The following is a 21,235-nucleotide window of genomic DNA, read 5'->3' as shown; positions in this document are numbered from 1 at the left end:
CAGCGTGCGGTTAGTAACCTACCGTCCGGGAGTTCTTCGTCAGGATCTTTACCCTATCGAGGTTCAACGCGTGAGCGTCACCGCGCATGATAGCGCCACCGAAGTGGTGTTCTCTTATCTGCATCCACTCTCGCAACCAGCAATCATACCGCGCATCATCTCGCAAGAGGAACCGCTACTCGTGGATGGCGAGCTAGTCCTGCGGTTCGGAATGGTTGAAGGTGACGCCATCGTGACCGCAAAGCGAGCGGTCTACGATCCTCAAAATGCGCTTGCGGCGCGGTTCGCCGCCAACGGCTCGAAGGCCGAACAGCTGGCCATAGTGCTGAATGAACTTGAGTTGCGTCAGTTTGGGAAGTCAGAAGATATCCATGTTGCAGCAAATCATATTTTGAAGTCCGATAGCGCGGATGCCGTGGTCGCAAAATGCGGCGTTAAAGGTGCCTGGGTTTTCGCACCGAACGAGACTCCGCGATGGGTATCCGCCTATCGCTCTTCGTCGATCTTCAAAATCGGCACCGGTGATGTTTTTAGCGCTGTCTTTGCGTACCACTGGGCGGTGCGGGCGGCCGCGCCCGCCGAGGCAGCAACGCTTGCTTCGCAGTCGGTCGCAGCTTATGCCGCGTCCCGCGTCTTGCCGGTGCGGCAGGTCGACGGATCCGATCTAAAACCAGTAGGTCAGTCGAATCTGGGAGTGGTGGTTGTCGGGGATACCACAACTCTAGCTGACCGCTGGCTACGCGAAGAGGCAGTTTCGCGGTTGATGGACCTCGGGGTCAGCGTGCGTATGGCAACTCCCGACACGTTACCCAAAACTGGTAGTCTGTTGCTTCTTGCTGACGGCTTATCTGGAACTGCTGCGTCCATCGTTGCGGCTGCCGTTTCGGCTGGGCTATTCGTGGTAGTTTTTCAGCAGCGGAGCGCTTTGCCGGCGGAACAAAGAGCGTCGGTCCAATACACTGACGACTTTACAACCGCTCTGTATTGGGCTGGCTGGGGACAGGCGTGAATCGCGATATGATCAGCCTTGCTCAATAGGCATAGAATCGCACAATCCTGTGCACCTCGCGGTTGATTGAGAACTATCGAGTGTCCGATATCTGTATTCTGTATGCGAGAAAAGATGCTCGGAAACAGGCCTCACGGCTTGATGCTTCACTTCGAGCGCGCTGGAAGGTTTGGTGGGATCACCGGATCGACAACGGTGACTATCGTCGGGCGATCAAGAGCGAGATTCCAACAGCTGGATGCATTGTGCCGATCTGGTCGGTGGCCGCGGAGGACAGCGCGGTCCTGCATGACGAACTTCAGATCGCAACTCAGCATAACGTTCCGATCATTCCAATCCGAATTCACGAAGTGCCGGCTCCCTTGGGTCACGGCAGTCTTCAGGCCACCGACGCAATCGGCTGGAATGGCGACGATCTCACACCTGAGGTGCGAGAACACCTTGATCGTATCGATCGAACTCTTCAAGCCCGCCGTGGGGCGACAGAGCGACCAGCTGGACTTGGCTTTGCAAATGCAACCGGCTTGCCTGCGTTCTTTTTTTCCGTTTCCTCCCATGAGACGAGGCTGTTACCCGGAGCCGCGCTCGACGCGCTGAATTTATTCGGTGCGCGGTCAATTCTCGTGTCGGCTTACGACATGGACAAGACACGACGCACCAGAGGCTTGCTCCCTGTTCTTCGGGAGTTGCGCCGTAAGGGTGTGAAGATCTTACTCGACTCCGGCAATTATGAGATGGCAAGGCGTAGCGACAAAGAATGGACACTTTCAAAGTATCACAGAACGCTCAGCGAGACGCCGCACGACATGGCCTTTTGCTACGATAACCTCGATCCTCCCAAGCGGTTAATGCCGGCCCTGAAAGACATCATTCAGACGGTTGAGCGGGATATGCGACGGAGCCACAGCACCATTCTTCCGATCGTGCACTTGCCACAATCAGGAGGAGAGTACGACGTGGCAATTGCGCCGGAGCTTGTAAAGCGCGTTGCCAAGGAGTTTCGTCCGCCACTAGTGGCGATCCCCGAACGGGAGCTCGGCCCGGGCATCATTGAACGCGTGAAAACGATGCGAAGCATTCGCAACGCTTTGCGCGAGCTCTATTTCTACCAACCAATTCACATTCTAGGCACCGGAAATCCGGTCAGCATTGCTTTGCTTTGCGCGGCCGGCGCCGATAGCTTCGACGGCTTGGAGTGGTGCCGGTATGTGCTTGATGGCAAGACTCATACCCTGCATCACTTCCAGCATTACGACCTTTACAAATGGCAGGATCAGTATGCGGTATCGCCGGTGACTCGCGCGGCTATACTCGATGATAACGTCCGTTATTCGGGGCGAGCCGTGTTCCACAACCTTGATATCTACGCATCTTGGCTCAACAAACTGAGGGCTGCAATGCTCGATGACAAACGGTTGGTAGAGATGTTGACCAAGTTACTCTCGGAGGAGGCAATGGAGCTGACCCGAGAAGCCCTTCCGGGAGTGCTTTGATGAATATCCAGCTGGCCGAACGCATCCAATACGCGGTTGCGGTTATCTATCCTGACATTCAGCAAAGCGCAGGTGTTCAACGACAGGCGCCAACCGAAGCAACTGTCTGGTACGAGTTCTCGTGCTGCGTATTGAGCAGTCAGGTGCCGTTCAGTCTCGCGCAGGCAGCTGCCGACAAGATCGACGAAAGTGGCGTTTTATCGTGTTCTGACTCAAGGCCCCGATCAGACATTGAACATGATCTAAGCGCGATCTTACACGGAGCCTTCTCCATCGATGGAAAGTTACGCCGATACCGTTTTCCGGCTGCTAAGTCTGCTCAATTAGCTGCAGCCAAATCCAACATAGCGGGCTGCTTTGGTTCTCTCACTGAAGCATTGACCCACTATTCTGACGTTGAGGACACCCGCCGGTGGCTTGTGCAGCATGCGCCTGGGCTTGGGCCAAAGCAGGCCAGCATGTTTCTCCGCAATCTCGGCGTTAGTGACGAGATGGCGATTCTCGATCGTCACATCCTATCCTACATGAGCCTAACGGGGCTCCGCCATGAATCGCGAACATCAATCAGCAATTACAAATCCTACACGTCCTATGAAACTGTGCTCAGGGACCACGCGAATTCACTTGGATATACGCTGGGTCTATTTGATTGGGCGCTCTGGGTCGTTATGCGGGTGTTGGCTGACATATCCCTGGCTGAAGGACAGACAGCATGAGTATTGTGACGCTCGTTTCAGGTGGCCTGGACTCAACGCTTGTTGCGTGCCTGGCAAAGGAAATGGGCAACACGCAATATCCATTGTTCATCAACTATGGCCAGCGCGCACGAGAGAAGGAAATCGCTGCATGCGGGCGCGCCATGCAGCGGTTGGGGTTGCCCGCGCCTGTGATTGCAGACTTGTCGGGTTTCGGCGGACTCATTCGGTCGGGTTTGACTGACAATAGCCTGCGGATTGTCGAGGATGCATTTACGCCCGGCAGGAATACGCTGTTCTTGTTGATGGCTGCGGCCTACGGGCATCAAGTGGGCGCGGACGCGATAGCAATCGGGTTGCTGCACGAAGATACCAGTCTTTTTCCGGACCAGACGTCGGCATTTCTGTCCGCGGCGGAATCGATGTTACGTTTTGCGATAGGTCGCGACATTAAGGTGTTGGCGCCCCTTAACGGGTTGATCAAGCAGGATGTTGTTGCTTTGGCCAAGGCCAAAGGAATTGATGAAACTTACTCGTGTCATTCCGGGGATGATATCCCTTGTGGGCAATGTATCGCCTGCAAGGAGTTTCAATTCGAGGAGATCTAGCATGGGCGGGAACAGCGGCGGTGGTGGAGGGAGTCGCAGAACTCTGGGCGATCTGCGAAGCCTTGAAGAAAAAGCGAAGCAGGCGTTGGCGCCCGGCCGGAAAAATGTCTTCATCAGCTTCGATCATGATGATCTGGACGAGGTCAATCTATTGCGCGGCCAAGCTAAGAATGAGAACAATGACTTGGAATTCAACGATCGGTCTGTCCACGAGCCATATAATAGCGAACGCGCCGAGTACATCAGAAGCAGGCTGGCCGAGCGTATCAACCAGGCATCAGTAACGGTCGTATATCTCACAGATGAATCGAGCAAGAGCAAATGGGTGCAGTGGGAGGTCGAGAAAAGCCTTGAACTCGGTAAGAGAGTGATCGCCACTCACTCAAAGAAGGGCGCGCCAAAAACCACTCCGGACTGGATCAGCAAGAATGGTGTGAAAATTGTTCCCTGGAACAAGCTGTCGAATGAGCTTTGAGTTTCACTTATGATACGCCGAACAGGCGCTCGATTCTTCGTGCACCTTCCGCCGCAAATACTCGTGTTGCCACCCGCACGGCCTGATTGTACATAGAATCCACTGCGCGAGGGGACGTCGTACGCTGAAGCGCTCGTTCATAGAACATGATCGCTCTATCAAGATTTTCTAAAACAAGAGCAGCTTCCCCCTCTGTTGCGAGGCTCCAGGCGTCTTCCGGTACCTGAACGCAATGTTCTGCTGCAATTCTAGCTAACTTCTTTGCCGCCTCCGGAATACCTGAACCCTCGGGCGATGACATGAGCTCAAGAAATGCCAGATTGATTGCATGATAAAATGCTTGCGTATGATTTGAAGCAGCGACTGATTTGTCGTAAGCGTCTCGATAGAGCGCTTTAGCGCGATCTAAATCGGCGGCGGCACGCTCTACCAGCCATCGGCGCTTTATGCGGCCTGCAAGCGTTCCGATTGCGTCAGTGGTGGAGAGGCGCGAGTCCTGGTTCTCAAGGAGATCCAGCGCTTGCTCATTCTTCTCAAGGCCATCCAGGGCCAACGCAAGGCTGACCAGTGCGCTTTCATCAATCGAAGTAACTTTCGGTAACAAGGCATCAACTGCAGATTGAAATTCGCCCAACTCCGTAGCCAGCCTTGCACTGTCGACGGCGGCGCGCGGCTTTGTTTCGCCTGCTAGCGCCTGAACGATTAGAGCAAGGCCCTCGTGCTGGATGTCGGCCGGCCGCACAATGTCTGAATGATTGCCCGCGACGACCCTGCGAACAGAGTCATCGAAAGGCTCGAGTGATGATTTCGACGGAACAAATTCGTCACGATCTCCACCAATCGCGCGAAACAGGAAGCGCGTACCGTTCGCAAAGCACTTATCCCAATCGCTCCTTAGTTTCCTGATGAATGGACCATCCGCGTCGATATCTTTGATTTGCCGCTTCAGGGCGGCAAAAACTCGTCCTTTCTTCAATCCGGCGCTGGGCGTACCCAACAAGAAAAGATGGCTAAGGCGCTTCCCAAGCGTCTCGTCGTCTAGAATCGCTCTTTGGACAACCAGCCCACCCATGCTATGGGCGACAATCGCAATGCTCCGATAACGATCGAAGGGAGGTAGCGACAGCGTGGTTCGCACGCCATCCGCCAGTGTTTGGATGTCGGGATCAGCCGCCCAGACGTGTGGGATATCAATGCGCAAGCTCGTTGTGTAGCCAGCCCCGAGCACATCCCAGCCCTTAATCGTGTCATCGGCAATAGCAAGTGTGGCGAACTGCGCCCAGACTGTTTGCACCGAACTTGAAAAGCCATGCACAAGCACAAGTGCAATCTCGTGGCCCTCGCAGCGATACTGAAGAACTCGACGGACCGGTTGCCTGCGAACCACTTTAACCGCGCGCCCGATGACCGCCTTGATACGCGTCAACATGTGAGCACCGTCTCCAGGCTCATCCCTGCCTCTGCAGTTAATCGAATAAACTCCGCCGTCGAGTCGTCCGATCCCCGGCATACACCTTCCCAGACCGCAATCGCCAACGTCAAGAGCGCATCCTCGTTCGTTGCCTTCGCGATAAGCGCCCTGTTTGCAATGCTAAAGGCATTCCTCTCGGAGAGCAGATCTAGCGTAATGAGCTCTCCGTTGGCCTCCGCCAGGCTGACCATCCGATCGAACAATGGGCCCCAGTCCCCGGGGCGGTCGGTCACCGAGGTCTGACGGAACCTAGCGATTTCGTAAGGGAGGACTATTCGGGTTCGAATTCCTAAAAGCGAAGCTTGCTCCAGAGCCAACAGATCTGCGCCGCAAGCCGCAGAACTAATCAACAACTCAATATTCTTGATGGCAAGAACGTCTCGAATGCGATTTTTCACGATTGGCACATTCTGTAACGGAAACCGATCGACACGCGCATCCATTGCATCGATACGCCGCCCAGCAAGTACCGCGACTGCCATTTTTGTCATGTCAATCCGAATCTGCTGCTGCCGCTGCCGATCCTATGCCCATACGCGCGCGATTCAAGCACGACGGCCAACACCTAGGGCCATTCATGGATGCAAGGCAGACATCGGCTACCGCGGTCAGCTGCTTGACTCAATCATCAGCAGTTCGAGATGCGACGCTAGGGCCCATCCATTTGGGGAATGCAGAGCGGGAGCGCGTTGATTGCTACCGCCGGCCGCCCACCTGATTCCATGTCAGCATCCTAGAATGGAATTTCATCGCTCTCGAGAGCTGCCCCAGCGATTTCCATCGTTCCCCGAGATGTAAGTCTTCGCCTACAGCTAACAAAATTGTTGGCGTCCCAACTAATCCCCGATTGGCACTAAATCTTTCTCGCGTGTACGAACGACGGGGCTCTCCGCAGCAGCAGCAACGTTATGGAGCAGGGGCATTGAGCAACTCCTTCTCCAGGGCGGCGATCCAGAAGGAATCTTCCCCGCGCTTTGCCCTTGCTTCTCGTATAAGACGGAGGTTGCGAGCGGTGGTCTTCGGTTCCCAAACCTCCCGGATGCTCGTAAGCGTGTCTGCCATCGCGACTGCTGCACCGACCTGATCCCTCTGGAGCACGCTTAGCTCTAGAAGAGTCGCATGGTCCCAATAATCCGAAACCTTCGACACAAGTCTACGCCGAACTGCGAAAAGGATTACCGGAAGAAGCTCCGCTTGTCGAACATCTACGGGATCCTCCATTTCCATTAGAGTTACCGCATTTATGCCTGGATAGGCATCGCGTAAGTCGGACTCGTAGCCCGCGAGATAGGTTTGGATTGCTTTACGCAGATATCCCCGGGCTTCCGCCTGTCGGCCCTTCCGATCTGCACCCTCCCATCGATCTTTGTACACACGTCCAAGGAGACCATTAGTTTCGCTGCTCGGGCCGTTTTCTTCAATCACTTGCTGCAGCACGATCTCTGCCTCCTTCCACCGGCCGAGCCGGTTCTGGGCAAAACCAAGCTGCTCTCGAATCATCACGCTTCGTGCAAGAACCGGCGACATACGTCCGACCAAGTCAACCATCCGGTTCCATGCCTCGACGGCGCGATACGACAGGTACAGATCAACAACAATTGCGGGATCAGCGTCGAGCACGTTGATTTCGTGCTCGATGCGAGCAACGGCCTCAACGCCCGCCGTCCGCGCTATCGCAAGCTTCCTTCTGTATTCCTGCGAGTACCCTACCAATTCTCTGAAGCGGTCCGTTTTAAGTCGAGCTATGTCTGGCCTGGGCCACTCCGCTACGAGTTGGAAGAGTGGACTGTCTTCCTTCGGATCCCGGCACGCATTCAACCGCTCAATGAGAATCGTTCGTGCAGCTTCCGGATGCTCTGGTGCTCCAACTGAATCTAAGTCGTATGGAATCCCTCGCAGCAGCGATACGTCGAATGGTAACCGCATGCCTCGCCCGAACATTAGTACCGTGCTGTGCGGTCGAATGCCGTGACGGACGCCGAGCTCGTAGAAGACGTTAGCATTAGCCGTAGTGAGATCCGCGATAGCATAGTCGCACAGCATGAGCCGCTCAAACATGGGTTTGTGAATGATGCCTCCAGCGACCTCCTCATCAGCGCGGATCGGTTCGAGTTCGGCCGTTTCAGCCGCTGGCTTGATGATGTCTTGATAGACTTTGTCAAAGTCAATCATCCGACCACTATCGTCGAGTTTTTTACCGAAAGGCATAAGTACGAAGCAGAACGGTTTCATTTAACTCGCCTCGCGCCCTTCAGGCTCGCTGATCATTTACATGTCAAAAGGATTAAGCATCTCCCATCTCCTGAAGATAATGCAACAATGCGAAATTGTCATTCGAATGTCGATCGCCTTCGAACGGCACCTTGGTAGGCCCTTCAGAATCGCTCTTCGACCTCAGAAGGAAATCGATCGAAGATCCGTTCAGCAAGGTCCGTGAGAGGCGAGAAGTAGCCGCCCGTTAGTGGGCTGTACCATTCGAGATAACGCAGCATCTGGCGTCGGGTCGAATAAACCTGGAAAGATCCCCATCCAGCGATATCGACCAACAAGTCCGTGTGCTCAATGGCACGATGCTCGGCTACGCCGACTGGAAGCATACCATTGATGTCTGGGAGCAGAGACAAAAGATAAAGTTCGACCAGGTTGCCGTGGGCCCAACCACGAGCTTCACGATCTTCGTGGTGCAGATCGTAAAGCGAAAGCATGCGAGCTAACGTCCATAGCTCCTTAGGACCTTTTTCCGGTCTCACTTGCCCTGCATCACCAAATCCTGGATTGACGTCCGCCTCCATTGAACCGCGTGTTCGTGCGGTTATCAATGCCAAGGAAAGATATTGAGTAACAGCCCAATGATGTGTGCGGTCGGTTAGGAACGAGTCCCAATAATGATCACGCGCATTCACTAATAACTTGTTGGATTCGGGCAGCATGCCTGCCCTGTAGAGAACCTCGGCCTGACGCTTCTCTGTGCTCGCGAGAAGTCCACAGATCAGGGGGCCCTGTTCTGGAATATCGTGGACAAGATCATTGAGTCTCTTTTTGGCTGCAGACATTCGTGATCGAGCGTCTTGAAACAAGCGACCTGGATCGACGTCATCCTGCCGTTGCTGCTTCGCTAGGCTGCGCTTGCTACGAATCCTGGTGGAGGTACGACGTGTCACCTCGTCGGCATGACTCATGGCTGCATCGATGCTCTCCATGGCCTGATTGATTCTTATCTTCGAAAGCTGAACCTCGGATGCCTGCGGTAACGAGAGATAAGCCGTGAGGCTTGCCCAATCGTGCGTGGAGCGGAACTGGCTATAGAGTCGTCGGCGCAGATCGTACAGCAAATGGCGCGGATCTGCGCCCCAAAGCAATCCCTCGTAAAGAACTTCTACTAGCCGTACGGATCCCTCAAAGGAAAGCGGAAACTGACCGGCAACTACCATTGCGATGCCGGCTTCGTGCAACGCGTGCGCAATACTGGCACCAGCGCCAGCGACTGAACCAACATTGCCGGAATTGCAGCTCGTCAGCGTAACAACAGCAGGCCGCGCGAGACCATCTGCTCCGGTCCGGTCGGATGCACGCAGAGCCGTGGCCAGACGTGCTCCGCTGATCGGGTCCATTTGCTCTCGGTTGCGCGCATTGTGCAGGGCCAAAGCGTAGCGCTTGTCGTGTCCTTCCTGAATTTCGATGCCGTGTGCTAGAATATGAATGTGAGTGAAGCTAGATGAGGCGCAATGCGCCTCTATCGCTTCAACAGACGCTTCCGGTAAGAAGACCAGATGTGCGTCGACCCGTTCTGAACGCGCTTTCGCGTCGTTAACGTCGAAATATCTTACCCACGGTTCAATCGCTCGCCGCAATGCGAGGAGATGTGCTTCAAGTGGGATGTCACCCACGTTCGGCGGGGCGGCGGCGGCAAACAGTATGCGTGGTTTACGGTCAGGCCAGCTTACGCCTTCCTCGGTCGCGCGACGTACCTCTCGCGTAAGGCAAATCGGCATTTGCGGCTGCAGCAGCAGGTGCTGGCCGGCTCCCGGAAGTCCGGCGGGCGAGTCGGCCAACTCAAAAGGCAGTAGTGCAAGCTCCGAGGCCGAAATGATCAATCGAAGGTGTGTCAACGGCTCGTCTTTGCCGTCACGTTTACTCGCCTCTGCGGCCAAGCCGGGCACCAAGCCGAGCATTTGACCGAGCACTGCGGCGGTGTCCTTGATCTGAAATAGCCGAGCATCGTCTGTCGCTCGGTATCCGAGAGTATCAAGCCGATGCAGGAATTGATTATGCTCAAACGGAACGTGGATAGTTACTGCACCGTGGTTTTCGCATAAAGCCAGATAGGGAGTAAGAGGTGAAAGTAGCTGGTTGTGGGCCGAGCCATGCCGGAGAAGCTCGAGGGTGATTGTGCGCATAGCGTCATCAGACCTTGGTCATGCCGGCTTGCGGGTCGACCGGGGCTAAGTCAAATTTGCTGCCGATCGAAGTCCAATGCAATAGTTCGCCTCGCGTACCGGCCTCGCTCGGGCGGATAGCAACGACCGTGCGACGGCGCATTACTAATTCAGGAGCTTGGTCGAGAGCCGTCATCGAACCAGCCACAAGGGCAGCGTAAACATTAGCAAACTCCGCAGAATCGGTGAGGAATTTCGCTTCTAGTCGGATCAAGCGTGCCCAAGTACCGCTGTTTAGATAGTAGCCGTTTGTCTTTCTACGCCGAAGAGCTCTTTCCAGGTGGGTATGGCCGGCCAGGAGGAAGTCAACGTCCGCGCCGATCATCTCATCGAGCTGCCAGAACGTGTCATCCTGCTGAGACCATTCGAAGCTTCGATCCTTTTGAAGACTTTCAAGGGCCATGCGCAGTGTGTCCCGAGCATCCTTTCCTCGCATCCAATTCCATGCCGCATCCAATCCTCCAAGTTTTTGATTCGCTTCCACATCAGGAACGAGCGACATGGGCTCTACGCCGCGTGACACGCGATCTTCGACCGCCATCATTAAAGCGTTGTAGTTCATCGCGGGCCGTCGAATGGTGTTCGTCAATCCCGCCATTCCTAAATCCTCGGGCCAATCCTCCGCACCTAGTAGACCGGTTGCGCGGCGCAATTTGTCCATCGTTAGGCGCTTGAGCACGGGAAACGCACCAAGGATCCGATCACGTTTATCGGGAGCAATCGCTAAAAGCACTGGGATAACCGCCTGCAGTTCTGGCTTTAGCAGATCGACGAATGGATATCGTCGTTTGATATCGTTCATTACTTCGATCACAAGATGCGTACCGGCGTTCGGGATCCACGACGTTACCGAACGTCCTTGTTGCAAGTCACGACCAAAACGCCGAATCGTTTCATGATCTGTGATATTCCAATCGTCGACCTCGTTGCCATGAACGCACATAACCGTGGCATTCCCGACCCGGGAAAGAAACCCTGCTCCGTCGAACGCCAATATAATGCGACCCCGCGCGGAATCATCTTCAGCTGCAAGCAGATCAAGAAGGCATTCTTTCATCCACGGCAGCGCGAGCTCAAGATCGTGGTTGCCAAGGGTGATCACCAGCCGATGGCCCTTTGTACGAACCAGTTTCTTTAGAGCAGTCCAGACTGGCTCGAATGCAGGGTCATTCGCGATGCGCGTCAGCTTAATTGCCGCACCGGTAGGATCGAATGCTTTTGCTTTGGGTTCGGCTAAGAAATCGACCATATCGCCATTGATCACGAGGGCAATCTTCCCCGGCTTCGTCCGCAGATAATCAATGAGCTTTGCTAGTTCCGCACCAGAGTCAAAAATCTGAGAGCTCGTTCCGGAACCTCCCATATGGAGATCCGATATGGAATAAAGCTCATCGAAGTTTGCGATGTTCTCCGACCAGACGGACATGCCTTCTCCCGATAGCACAGTACCTGTGCGCTGTAGTCCCGTCAGTGAGGGCGTACGAATTTATCAAAATGGTTTGAAAAGATATCCATGGATACCGGTAACTTCGAACGTGCGTACCGTTTCAATCGATTCAAAATCTATATTAGTGGCACAGCGGTCGGTACCGATGAAAACCTCTCCGTTGCACAAAATCTGATGCTTGCTTCCGATAATGCAAAGGACCGTCTGCGTCGGACACTATACATCTATTGCCATCCTAGATTGTAACAATTTGCGAGGGAAGTAAAACCCGCTATGGTCAAAGTAGGCCAAAATTGCCGGCTTTTGTCTCGCGCAAGTCGCCTATGCGGTCAGGGTCGGATTCAAGAAAATCATCCAATGAGCCACATCGCGCGATGATTGTCGGCTGTCCAATTTCGAACAGCTGCAACCTAGGTCACTCGATGGCATATCCCGCAGGCCTTGGGGAATAGCGACCCGGGTTCTGCGCCGAAGAGAGTGCTGAAGTCCGAGGAAAACGAATGTTGGTCGGAGGCTGACGCTGGCAATATGGCATGATACCGTGAAGAAATGAAAGCGCCAGCAAATTTGTGCAGGCGATCGCTGCTGACGTATAGGCGCACGCAATGCCCAGTGTATTTGTAATAATGCCCTTTGGTAAGAAGACCGTCGATCCTGCAAAACCGCTGGAAACAACCGATTTTGACGAGGTCTATCAAAAATTCATTGTGCCTGCCTGTACGGTCCTCGGCTGGGAGTGTAGCCGTATCGATGAAATCTCATTCACGGGTCCGATAAGCAGACAGATTATTAAACGCCTAGCGTCGTCAGACGTCGTCATTGCAGATTTAACGTCCGCGAACCCGAACGTCTACTTCGAGCTAGGGATCCGTCAATCTCTTACAGAACGTCCCACGATTCTTATCGCTCGCTTTGGAACGTTGTTGCCGTTCGATATCCACGACCAAAGAGTTGTTTTTTACGATTATCCCAGTGCGCCGTTCACTGCGGCTCAAATTACCGAGCTTTCCCACTCCGTAAAAAATGCGAATGCTGTAGGGGCGCGTAGTCCTATCCTGTCGCATCTGAGGGACCTTGGCACTATACCGAGTCCATTAGATAAATCGGGGTTCGAAGCAGACCTCCGGCAGAAAATTTCGAGGGCTTCAACACAAGAGCAGCTCGTAGCCATTTGGCATTGGGCGTCCGAACAATCGCCTTTGCCGGCCTACTTGCTCATCGATCTAGCGGATCGCATTTCAACCCATGGGAATTGGAGTTTGGCTGCAACCATCGGCTTTCGTGCTATTTCCGAGAAAGTCGACGATTTCGAATTGCATCGGCGTCACGGTTGGTATTTGCGAAACGCCGGCCCCCCGAGTTATGCGGCGGCGGAAGAGCAGTTTCGCTATGCCCTTAAGTTGAATCCGTCCGACCCCGAAACGTTGGGGATGCTTGGTGGTCTTTTGAAGCGAGCAGGGCGCTACAAGGATGCGGCCGAGTGCTATAACAAGGCTCGTCGGCTAGCGCCGGGATCCCTCTACATTCGCGTTGCTCATGCCGGCATGACGCTTATTGCCGAGGTCGCTGATAAGCAAGATACTGCAGCGGCGTTAATACTCTATCGCGAACTTTTTGATGGTGTTCTGGCGAGTGGGAATGCCAAGACTGATCCGTGGTGCCTTGCCGTCTTAGGCGAGTGCGCGTTTGTCTTGGGGCAACCGGCGGACGCCCTCAACTTCTTTTTGGAAGCCGCAAGGCTATCAGGAGATCCGACCGTTCTCAATTCACCTGCTGATCAGTTGGACCTCTTAGGAGATCAAGGCTTTCGATGCTTGGAAGCCAAAGAAATAGCATCGAACTTGCGTAGATTGTCTGTCTCTGTCACCACAGAATTGGCGCAACCTGGGGAGAGCTCTGCACGATCAATTAAAACGACTCCGACGGGTCCGCTTGCTACCATAATCCATCTGTCTGACATTCATTTTGGAAACCGACTTGGCGAGGATGGTGCTAAGCATAGCATGCATCGGTTCTTTGACGGTGACTACTCCCAAACTCTTGCAAAACACTTGCGAGCCGAACTGGCCGATCCAAAGGGACGTTTTCGTTTGGTCGGCAAACCTGTAACGATCGTTGCGTCAGGCGATTTTGTCTATTCCGCCACATCGGAGGAGTTCAAAGAGGCCGCAAAACTGTTTGCAGATCTTCGCGACGCACTCCAGCTAGACCCGCGGCAGTTTGTGTTCTGTCCCGGCAATCACGATATTAACTGGGCGAAATCACAGATTAGCAAGGCCGAGCGATTCGACCCTTATCTCATTTTCCTTCGAGAGTTTTACGGCCCATTGTTGTTCCGGGAGCTTTACCCACTAGTCACGTGGGATTTCAGCGTGATGACTCCACGGCCCGAGCCGTCTGATCTTGTGTCGGTTCGCTTAGACAAGGAGCAGGGACTACTCTTCGTCTCTTTCAATTCCTGTGTTTATGAAACGGAACAGCATCACTATGGATTCATTTCGCAAGCACAGCAACGAAAGGTCGCAACCCTTCTCGATCAGCTCGATATCTCCGACAACGTTATTCGTATCGCTGTCGTGCACCATCACGTCCATCCTTACCCAGACTTTGCAAACCCGGTTGGGAGTGCGGAACACTGGATGGATATGTCTACCATCCGAGACGGTGGTATCTTCGAGCGATTCTTGGAACGACGCAGATTCGACGTTGTGCTCCACGGCCACAAGCATCGACCGCAGCTGCGTGAAACGGTCGTGCGAGACCGTCACTCACAGGATCATATCAAGTCTCTGATCGTGTGCGGCGCCGGCAGTTGCGGGGTTAGTCAGTCTGAGCTGGAGCATTCAACAGGCAATCAGTTTCAGGTGTTGGAATTTGTCAGTCGAAATCGCAGTCCAACGGTAGAATTCGTCAGAATAGAATGGCGGGAGCTGGCGCTACATCCGGATGCCGAATGGGCAACGACTCGGATCTGGAATGTTTTGGGCGGCTAGAATGCCAAACGGACGTTGCCGCCGAGCATTCGAGCCGCCCAGACGACAGAACAGAGGGCTCCCAGCGCATGTTGTGTCCATAGGCGACTGGCGAAGGCGCCGAGACGATCGGCCACTAGCGTGCGCATTGCTCCGCTCTCAGTTTGATGTCCGTTGCTCCAAAGCGTTCTCATGCACGTAAGCGCAGGATTCGACCGCGTTGTTGAACGCTCGAAACGTCTTATCGCCGGCGTAGATCCAGAAGGTATTTTCCCCAAAGAGCATGGGAGTTTCGAAGCCCACCTCTCGCAGAACGTCGGCCATAAAAGAGAACTCCTTGAGCAGTTGCTTGTCCTCGTCGCTCATGAAGTATGGATCGAGCTTTGGAGCATAAAAAATCGTCTTTCGGCTAAAGTGAGAAAGGCATATGTTTATTTCCCAAATGGTGCCGTCTGTAGAACCGGGCCAAAGGAAAATGACGTCGGCGGCGGCTGCAAGCCAGAAAACGGCTTCTTTCCAGTTTAGTTCGCTGGACAACTGTAACCGGGCTGCGCCCGAAAGGACTTCTTTTCCGAGACCCAGGACAAATAGCTTTGTCTCTCCCTCAACGAGGTGAACTAATCTCCTCTCGTGCTCATTCTCTTTAAAATCTTTCGCAAAAGGGTTGGGCGAGTGTTGTTCGAGATGAAAGGATCTCAAGAACAATGCGAATGGAGGCCAGCTCTTGGTGACACTTTCGTTCGCAAGCTGAACACCCGATATCCCCGTTCTTCTGGCATATTCAGAAAAGCCAGACAGGACCTTTGCTAATATAGCGGCCGCTTCGGATGATTTTTTATTCCTGCCATTTAAAACCCATAGGGTGCCCGAAAAACCCATCGGCAAAAAATATACCTTTATCGAATCGAAGCCAATCGAGTTCAACCCCACGACGACTGCGACGGCTACGACGAGCAGGGTGTAGCTCAGGTATACTGCGTCAAAGACCTTATAAAGCCTCGCTAATCTTCGTTCTCTATTTGCGCTGCCTTCATCATTCTCGGCTTTGCCCAGCAGCTTCAGCTGAACAAAGATCATGGCCGCGACCGGAATGCATAGGGCAAAAGCTGAGAGAAAAAGAAGAAATCTTACTTCAGGTTGGTTGTACCACATCCGCCGCATCCGCCATGTACGAAATTAACACGATGCTTCGTCGCGCTCGGGCGATGGGCATCTATACCTCCGTAGGGCCGGGCTTTGCTAGAGTTGGGCTTAGCCGCTAGGATTGTACCGTCGCATGTCAAAGGGTGGCTCGCCCTTGGCAATGTCGCTGCGGTGCAAGACGCGAGATCAGCAAAATTGCTGAGTAGCGGTCGACAGCCAGGTTGTTGCCTTCGACAAGGCCCGGCCGTTCCAGTTCGGGCAAATACGCTCCGAAGGCAGGAAGCCCATTGATCGTTATTTCCTCGCGTTCTGCGCTGAGTTGAACGCGTGTCTAACCGCCTTCATCCAGCATTTGGCCCCAAATGAGCCAAAGTGATTGCGTTTCGGCATCGTTGGTTTGTGAAGGCTCGGACAATAATTTCGCGGATCGGGTATCCGTCTTGAGGTCACCGGACTGCCTAGCCAAGACGAGCGAATGTGTGATAGCACATTTATAGTTGCACGGAGGCGCAGAAGAGCGAAGGATGATGTGCGCACAAGGTGCGCTGCTTTGGCGTTTTGCTCCATTTGTGCTGAACGAAGTTCAGACACGAAACCGGAAAGAAATTGAAATGGCTAAGACAAAGGTGTTCGTAAGCTACGATCATTCGGAAGACGTGAATTATAAGCGACTGTTGCAGGCTTGGGACGCCAACTCGGATTTTGACTTCGAATTCGACAGTCGCGGGCCGGATGTAGCTATAGATTCCAATGACGCGGCGGCCGTGAAGGCAGCGCTTACGACGAAAATGAAGAGTGCCACTCACCTCTTGGTTCTTGTCGGTGCCAAAAGCAGCAAGAGCAAATGGATGACATGGGAAATTGATCGCGCGAAACAATCTGACGTAAAGCTCAAATTGGCGGCGATCAAGCTAGCAAAAGACAATACTACTCCCGCTGGTCTCTTGAATGTTGGCACCGCATGGGCCACAAGTTTCGAGCGAGATCGTATTGTTGAAGCATTAAAAGCCGCAAAGGTCGGATATTGATACGGGCGCGGCCGCATTCGCGGACCAGGCTCTCGTGAAACGCGCCGCAAGAGCGTCGCGGCCATGCGGCATCGATCCTTCGCGCAAGAGCAGATCATGCCCCTCGCCGGGGCAGAAACGAAAAACCGGACCTTTATGCAGTGGTTAGCTGCACAAAGGGCCGGCCTTATCTTACCCTGCCGCGCTACCAAACGGCTGCAAAGGACATTTCAGATCCTTTGGAGAGGTTTCGCTTTGCGTCCGAGTTACGACTCGCAGGCGGCAATCTTTCAGTCGCAGATACGACTACTTCTTTTTCTTTGAAGTCTTCTTTGCCACCTTCTTGGTAGCTGCCTTCGCGGTCTTCTTTGCCTTCTTCGCTTTCTTGGCCATGTCGCCCTCTGTAAAAAACTGGCTCAGTGAACATGCACATGTCGTGGATCGACATGCACAACATTGAGACGATATCACAAATGCAAAATTGATACCAACGAGTCGTGAGGTTCGCTCTTGAGCCGCTCGGCGGGAGCAGTCGGTCTCGCATCCGCCTTCGGCGGCGCTATGCTGACGCAATCATGCGAAGGAAGATCGAGCAGGCCGTGCGAGAAGGTAATGAAATCGGTACCGCCACTTCGTTCTGATCCGCTGCGTTGGTTGCGATCTCATTTTTCTCCAATGGGGCGTCAACAACTGAATCAATGCTGGAACCGATCGCAATCCTGGTCACCGCTCTGGCGCGTGCGGTGAACCGCACCGGGCTCTCGTGTTGGGGGGACGGCCCCCGTCCGCCGGTCTGCGTGGCAAGATGGGGTCGTCGATGACCTCAAAGGAAGGAACCGCCCGTGGAAACAATTGTTCGCATCGGTTTGGACACGTCAAAGAGCGTATTTCAGTTGCATGGCGTTGACCGGATGGAGCAGCCGGTCTTGCGACGTAAGTTGAAACGCAGTCAGGTTCTGGCGTTCTTCGGTCGTTTGCCGCCTGCGTTTGTCGCGATGGAGGCTTGCGGAGCATCGCACTATTGGGCGCGGGAGCTGCGATCGCTGGGGCATGAGGTGGCGATGATCCCGCCATAATATGTCAAACCGTACGTACAGCGCGGGAAATCCGACGCTGCGACGCCGAGGCGATTTGCGAGGCGGCCAGTCGACCCAAACTGCGCAAGAACTTTGTGCCGATCAAGAGTCCCGAGCAACAGGGCGCACAGATGCTGACGCGCGTGCGTACCCAGTTCATCGGTAGGCGCACCCAGCTCGCCAATTCGATCCGCGGTTACGCCGCAGAGTTCGGCTTTACCGCGCCCAAGGGGCTTTCGCGGCTTCAGCAACTGCTGATCGATATTCGGGCCGACGCGACAGTCCCCGAATTGGCAATGGAGTTGGTTGAGGCGTTGGCGACCGAACTGGCACGTGTTGATGATCAGATCGCCGCGCTCGACAAGAAGCTCATGCAACTCCATCGGGGTAACGAGATGAGCCGACGACTGGCGGCTATTCCAGGAGTTGGTCCGATCGGCGCGACGTTGCTATCAATAAAGGTCGTAGACGCGCGCGGCTTCAAGTCGGCAAGAAACTTTGCGGCCTGGCTCGGCTTGACGCCAAAAAACCACTCGACGGCTGGCAAGAACCGGCTCGGTGTTATCACGCGCGCCGGTGATGAGATGCTAAGAAGCGTCGTAGTCGCGGTCGCTACCGCGGTCATCGGCGACCTACGCCGGGGCGGCAGTAGGATGTGGCCTTGGTTAAAATCTTTAATCGCGCGGAAGCCACCAAAACTCGTCGCGGTAGCATTGGCCAACAAGATGGCTCGGATCGCTTGGAAATTGATGATCAGCGGGGAGCGCTATCGACCCATTGGCAACGCAGTTCCAATGCCAACACCGATATAGGCCTGAACGAAATGCAAAGTTTGGCGTCAGCACCGCAGGTCTGACGCTAAGGCTGGAACTTGCAGGATAGGAAGAGGTGGTGTGATCGGCGCAAGCCGAACAGGGAGAGTTTCCGCTCGGTTCACCGGCAGCAAATGCGGTTCTCGTGTTTGGATCTCACTGTTCGCGAAGCCCATCTTGGCCAGTGGTCGCAGACCCAATCGTAGGCCGGACATATGAGCGCAAGCGATCCGAGCATGCTGCCCAAGCCAATCCTTGCAAGTCGGGGGCCGTCCACATATGAACCGAGCCCCAAGAGGGTCTCGGCCTTACGGCTTCGATCCTCGCGCTCATCATGTGTTGCTCGCCGGAGGCACTCGCGCGAAGAGCCCGCCGCTTTACGGCGTCGCTATCACTGCCCCGACCGCGGGTGCCATCTCTGCGCCTCCGCTTCGCTTCGTCCAACCCATCGTACGATACGAAGAACGCTGCTCATGTTGGAAGATCGCCAGGAACCGTCCAAGGATGCGGCTTTCGAAAAAGTCGCTGGCCAAACCCCAGCGCATATTGACCTAGGCCTTGGCCTCGCTTTCCGATTTCGCTAGCCATGGAATGGCAGGCATCTGCCAACAGGCAACAGGGAGGCCACAAATGACCAACAGGACCTCGAACGAGGACCCATTGCGGGAGGAAGCGTCTCTCGACGGCCTGCTTCTGGAGTTCGCCGACCTGCTGCCTGGCGACATCCTGCTATTCCGAGCAGTTGAGCCAGACGCCCTGGCGCAGAGGGTTTCGGACGAGATCGGAAGTCCGTATACCCACGCCGCCGTCTATCTGGGCAATGGCGAGATCATAGAGGCGGGCGATCCGAAGATTGAAAAGCACCGCTTGTCCGAGGACGACAAGGAGGATTACATCATTGGCGTGTTGCGAAGCCAATTCAAGTTTGGCGATGAACGAATCCAAGCCCTGAGGGAGTTCGCCGACGCACTCGTCAAAAGCGACAGCCAATACGACTGGCGCGGAATCTTCAAATACAAAAAGACCAGAACGAAATTCGAGGAGGAACTGCAAGAGATCCGTGCCGCGACTACGGCAAAGTCACCAGCAAGGCCGAGTTCGAACAAAGGTCGTATTTCTGCTCCGCGCTGGCGGTCGCCTGCTACACTGTGGTTGGCATCATCGGCGATACTGCGCAAATCGCCTACAAGGCCGACGCATATTCGCCCGTCGATCTCTACGAGGACCCGACTTTTGGCTGGTTTCTTGGATACATCACGGCCAACCCCAATGACATTCCCGAAGACGATCCCTTGTTGGTGACAACGTTATGGCGCGATCTTTTCTCGGAGCGTTGGTGGTGAAGTCACGATGTGATATGACAGCGTCGGTGGCTGCGGCGAGCGGAAGGTGGGCTATTCTTCGGACGCCTTCTTCCCGCCCTTGCGAGAAGGAGGCTTTCGTTTTCATGCCTTCTGTTCTTGCGCATCTTCGGCGCAAAACGCACAATGCAAATAAGGTGCGACGCCCACAGTCGGACAATCGCAGGAAGTGCATTTGAACACCTCATGCATGGACCCGCATTTCAGGCACTTGCCTGCGAGCTTTTTATTAATATCCAGGTTCAGGTGGTCATACATGACGCTTCGCTCTGAGCATTTTGGGCAGTCAAGCAGCCTGAGAGCGGGATCCTCGTATGTGCATGCGAAGCACTTGCGTTCAACGTCAGAGAACGCGACGCATTCGCATTTGGGACAGCGCAGAACGACACGCGAATAGTCCTCAGCTAGCTTTTTGACGTAATATTGATATGGCGGAAAGCGAACGAGTTTCTTGAATAAATCTGGCGAAAGCAGGCTGGCGATATTGTCGGAGTGGTTATAGTCATCCTCAAAAATAAACTGCGTGATGATGTGAATGAGCATGAAGGTCGACTCGAACTTCAAGTCATAAAGATCCCCTCTTCGAATCGAAAATGGAGGTGCATGATCTTGTTGCGTGATTGCTGGAATTGTTGATTGATGTCTTCAAAAACGGAATAGATTCCAAGATGCTTGGCCTCAAGAATTTGCCGGTATTCTTCAAATGTTTTCGTCCGAAGCTCGTTGTCCAGCCACTTCTCCCTTATCTGATCGTCTGTGAACCGTTTTGGCTTCACGAGGATCGATTCGAGCCCATCGTGCTTCACCAAGAAACTGGCTACCGCAAGCTCCAGTGACATCTGGGTCAATACGGTCACGATCGTGCCCGTCTCGTGATCGAATGCCTTGTCTCCCCGGTCGTCATGGTTCGCGATCTCGTTGGCCGCGCGGCGAAGGAATATGACGCTGTTGTCGCGGATTGATTGTGCGACCGTCTCTTCAAATTGTTTCCAAGTCTGCATTTCGATGCCCACGGACCGGCTGTTGGTTAGGAGTCCAAAGCGTTTAGCATAAGCGACAGCTAGTCAGTGGCCGACGGTTGGGCTCAGCGCCCAATATCCCCCGCCTATGCCGCGGCGGTGTTGTCGCGAGGTGACCTGCCCCTGCCGATTTCCTCCGGTTGAAGTTAGAGTCCGGCCTTCTGAAGGACGGACAGATGAAGCGAGCCAGGTTTACGGAAGAACAGATTAT

The 21,235-nt window shown here is 54.3% G+C and carries 18 protein-coding genes and 1 pseudogene; 9 read left to right on the top strand and 10 right to left on the bottom strand.

Annotated elements, in window-relative coordinates:
• Positions 1-70: 70 nt before the first annotated feature.
• From IVA74_RS04305 to IVA74_RS04285, 5 genes are all read left to right on the top strand, one after another.
• Positions 71-1,009 carry a PfkB family carbohydrate kinase gene (locus IVA74_RS04305; protein WP_247340195.1) on the top strand — a complete coding sequence of 313 codons (939 nt, stop codon included), beginning with the start codon at positions 71-73 and terminating at the stop codon, positions 1,007-1,009.
• An 80-nt stretch (positions 1,010-1,089) separates the two neighbouring features.
• Positions 1,090-2,502 (top strand): toll/interleukin-1 receptor domain-containing protein, encoded by a 1,413-nt coding sequence (locus tag IVA74_RS04300; RefSeq protein ID WP_247340193.1) that lies wholly within the window; start codon positions 1,090-1,092, stop codon positions 2,500-2,502.
• Complete coding sequence (locus IVA74_RS04295) at positions 2,502-3,218, top strand: DNA lyase (RefSeq protein ID WP_247340189.1); 717 nt, start codon at positions 2,502-2,504, stop codon at positions 3,216-3,218. Before IVA74_RS04300 ends, IVA74_RS04295 begins: the two co-directional genes overlap by 1 nt.
• Complete coding sequence (locus IVA74_RS04290) at positions 3,215-3,805, top strand: 7-cyano-7-deazaguanine synthase (RefSeq protein WP_247340188.1); 591 nt, start codon at positions 3,215-3,217, stop codon at positions 3,803-3,805. The genes IVA74_RS04295 and IVA74_RS04290 overlap by 4 nt, the downstream gene beginning before the upstream one ends.
• Before the next feature lies 1 nt (position 3,806).
• On the top strand, positions 3,807-4,280 hold the full coding sequence (locus IVA74_RS04285; RefSeq protein WP_247340186.1) for a TIR domain-containing protein: 474 nt from the start codon (positions 3,807-3,809) through the stop codon (positions 4,278-4,280).
• 7 nt (positions 4,281-4,287) lie between these two features.
• Here IVA74_RS04285 and IVA74_RS04280 read toward each other — a convergent pair whose 3' ends face one another.
• The 5 genes from IVA74_RS04280 to IVA74_RS04260 all read right to left on the bottom strand — a co-directional run bounded on the left by IVA74_RS04280 (position 4,288) and on the right by IVA74_RS04260 (position 11,613).
• The gene (locus IVA74_RS04280) at positions 4,288-5,709 is read right to left on the bottom strand and encodes an alpha/beta hydrolase (protein ID WP_247340180.1); all 1,422 of its coding nucleotides are present in this window, start codon (positions 5,707-5,709) and stop codon (positions 4,288-4,290) included.
• Positions 5,703-6,242, bottom strand: coding sequence for a hypothetical protein (locus tag IVA74_RS04275; RefSeq protein ID WP_247340179.1), 540 nt, complete (start codon positions 6,240-6,242; stop codon positions 5,703-5,705). Before IVA74_RS04275 ends, IVA74_RS04280 begins: the two co-directional genes overlap by 7 nt.
• A gap of 415 nt (positions 6,243-6,657) precedes the next feature.
• Positions 6,658-7,983, bottom strand: a complete 1,326-nt coding sequence (locus IVA74_RS04270; RefSeq protein ID WP_247340177.1) for a TRAFs-binding domain-containing protein — start codon at positions 7,981-7,983, stop codon at positions 6,658-6,660.
• A 143-nt stretch (positions 7,984-8,126) separates the two neighbouring features.
• Positions 8,127-10,148: a CHAT domain-containing protein gene (locus IVA74_RS04265; RefSeq protein WP_247340175.1), complete on the bottom strand. Its 2,022-nt coding sequence runs from the start codon at positions 10,146-10,148 to the stop codon at positions 8,127-8,129.
• A 7-nt stretch (positions 10,149-10,155) separates the two neighbouring features.
• On the bottom strand, positions 10,156-11,613 hold the full coding sequence (locus IVA74_RS04260) for a metallophosphoesterase (protein WP_247340169.1): 1,458 nt from the start codon (positions 11,611-11,613) through the stop codon (positions 10,156-10,158).
• A gap of 626 nt (positions 11,614-12,239) precedes the next feature.
• Between IVA74_RS04260 and IVA74_RS04255 the strand changes: the two genes are divergently transcribed.
• Positions 12,240-14,627 carry a metallophosphoesterase gene (locus IVA74_RS04255; protein ID WP_247340168.1) on the top strand — a complete coding sequence of 796 codons (2,388 nt, stop codon included), beginning with the start codon at positions 12,240-12,242 and terminating at the stop codon, positions 14,625-14,627.
• Positions 14,628-14,765: 138 nt separating this feature from the next.
• Here the strand turns inward: IVA74_RS04255 and IVA74_RS04250 are convergent, their stop codons facing one another.
• Complete coding sequence (locus tag IVA74_RS04250; protein WP_247340167.1) at positions 14,766-15,758, bottom strand: hypothetical protein; 993 nt, start codon at positions 15,756-15,758, stop codon at positions 14,766-14,768.
• A gap of 515 nt (positions 15,759-16,273) precedes the next feature.
• Here IVA74_RS04250 and IVA74_RS04245 point away from each other — a divergent pair.
• Complete coding sequence (locus IVA74_RS04245; RefSeq protein ID WP_247340165.1) at positions 16,274-16,777, top strand: TIR domain-containing protein; 504 nt, start codon at positions 16,274-16,276, stop codon at positions 16,775-16,777.
• A gap of 184 nt (positions 16,778-16,961) precedes the next feature.
• Here IVA74_RS04245 and IVA74_RS04240 read toward each other — a convergent pair whose 3' ends face one another.
• A complete protein-coding gene (locus tag IVA74_RS04240) occupies positions 16,962-17,183 on the bottom strand; it encodes a hypothetical protein (protein WP_247340162.1) in 222 nt (73 codons plus the stop codon).
• A gap of 132 nt (positions 17,184-17,315) precedes the next feature.
• The gene (locus tag IVA74_RS04235; RefSeq protein WP_247340159.1) at positions 17,316-17,510 is read right to left on the bottom strand and encodes a hypothetical protein; all 195 of its coding nucleotides are present in this window, start codon (positions 17,508-17,510) and stop codon (positions 17,316-17,318) included.
• An 88-nt stretch (positions 17,511-17,598) separates the two neighbouring features.
• On the opposite strand from IVA74_RS04235, the pseudogene IVA74_RS04230 reads away from it, so the two are divergent.
• Together IVA74_RS04230 and IVA74_RS04225 are read left to right on the top strand one after the other, a co-directional pair.
• Positions 17,599-18,644: pseudogene (locus IVA74_RS04230) on the top strand (IS110 family transposase).
• A gap of 630 nt (positions 18,645-19,274) precedes the next feature.
• Positions 19,275-19,946, top strand: coding sequence for a hypothetical protein (locus IVA74_RS04225; protein WP_247340157.1), 672 nt, complete (start codon positions 19,275-19,277; stop codon positions 19,944-19,946).
• Positions 19,947-20,089: 143 nt separating this feature from the next.
• Here IVA74_RS04225 and IVA74_RS04220 read toward each other — a convergent pair whose 3' ends face one another.
• Together IVA74_RS04220 and IVA74_RS04215 are read right to left on the bottom strand one after the other, a co-directional pair.
• Positions 20,090-20,569: a hypothetical protein gene (locus IVA74_RS04220; protein WP_247340154.1), complete on the bottom strand. Its 480-nt coding sequence runs from the start codon at positions 20,567-20,569 to the stop codon at positions 20,090-20,092.
• Complete coding sequence (locus tag IVA74_RS04215; protein WP_247340153.1) at positions 20,566-21,018, bottom strand: hypothetical protein; 453 nt, start codon at positions 21,016-21,018, stop codon at positions 20,566-20,568. The genes IVA74_RS04220 and IVA74_RS04215 overlap by 4 nt, the downstream gene beginning before the upstream one ends.
• Between the last annotated feature and the right edge of the window lie 217 nt (positions 21,019-21,235).

This window comes from Bradyrhizobium sp. 132 (assembly GCF_023074185.1).
Taxonomy (GTDB): Bacteria; Pseudomonadota; Alphaproteobacteria; order Rhizobiales; family Xanthobacteraceae; genus Bradyrhizobium.
Note: the sequence above shows the minus strand (reverse complement) of the source record. Positions and strands in the feature narration are given on the sequence as shown.

Coding starts and splice junctions, on each gene's coding strand:
- IVA74_RS04295 (WP_247340189.1), top strand. CDS start 2,502: ATGAATATCCAGCTGGCCGAACGCATCCAATACGCGGTTGCGGTTATC.
- IVA74_RS04290 (WP_247340188.1), top strand. CDS start 3,215: ATGAGTATTGTGACGCTCGTTTCAGGTGGCCTGGACTCAACGCTTGTT.
- IVA74_RS04285 (WP_247340186.1), top strand. CDS start 3,807: ATGGGCGGGAACAGCGGCGGTGGTGGAGGGAGTCGCAGAACTCTGGGC.
- IVA74_RS04280 (WP_247340180.1), bottom strand. CDS start 5,709: ATGTTGACGCGTATCAAGGCGGTCATCGGGCGCGCGGTTAAAGTGGTT.
- IVA74_RS04275 (WP_247340179.1), bottom strand. CDS start 6,242: ATGACAAAAATGGCAGTCGCGGTACTTGCTGGGCGGCGTATCGATGCA.
- IVA74_RS04270 (WP_247340177.1), bottom strand. CDS start 7,983: ATGAAACCGTTCTGCTTCGTACTTATGCCTTTCGGTAAAAAACTCGAC.
- IVA74_RS04265 (WP_247340175.1), bottom strand. CDS start 10,148: ATGCGCACAATCACCCTCGAGCTTCTCCGGCATGGCTCGGCCCACAAC.
- IVA74_RS04260 (WP_247340169.1), bottom strand. CDS start 11,613: ATGTCCGTCTGGTCGGAGAACATCGCAAACTTCGATGAGCTTTATTCC.
- IVA74_RS04255 (WP_247340168.1), top strand. CDS start 12,240: ATGCCCAGTGTATTTGTAATAATGCCCTTTGGTAAGAAGACCGTCGAT.
- IVA74_RS04250 (WP_247340167.1), bottom strand. CDS start 15,758: ATGTGGTACAACCAACCTGAAGTAAGATTTCTTCTTTTTCTCTCAGCT.
- IVA74_RS04245 (WP_247340165.1), top strand. CDS start 16,274: ATGATGTGCGCACAAGGTGCGCTGCTTTGGCGTTTTGCTCCATTTGTG.
- IVA74_RS04240 (WP_247340162.1), bottom strand. CDS start 17,183: ATGTTCACTGAGCCAGTTTTTTACAGAGGGCGACATGGCCAAGAAAGC.
- IVA74_RS04225 (WP_247340157.1), top strand. CDS start 19,275: ATGACCAACAGGACCTCGAACGAGGACCCATTGCGGGAGGAAGCGTCT.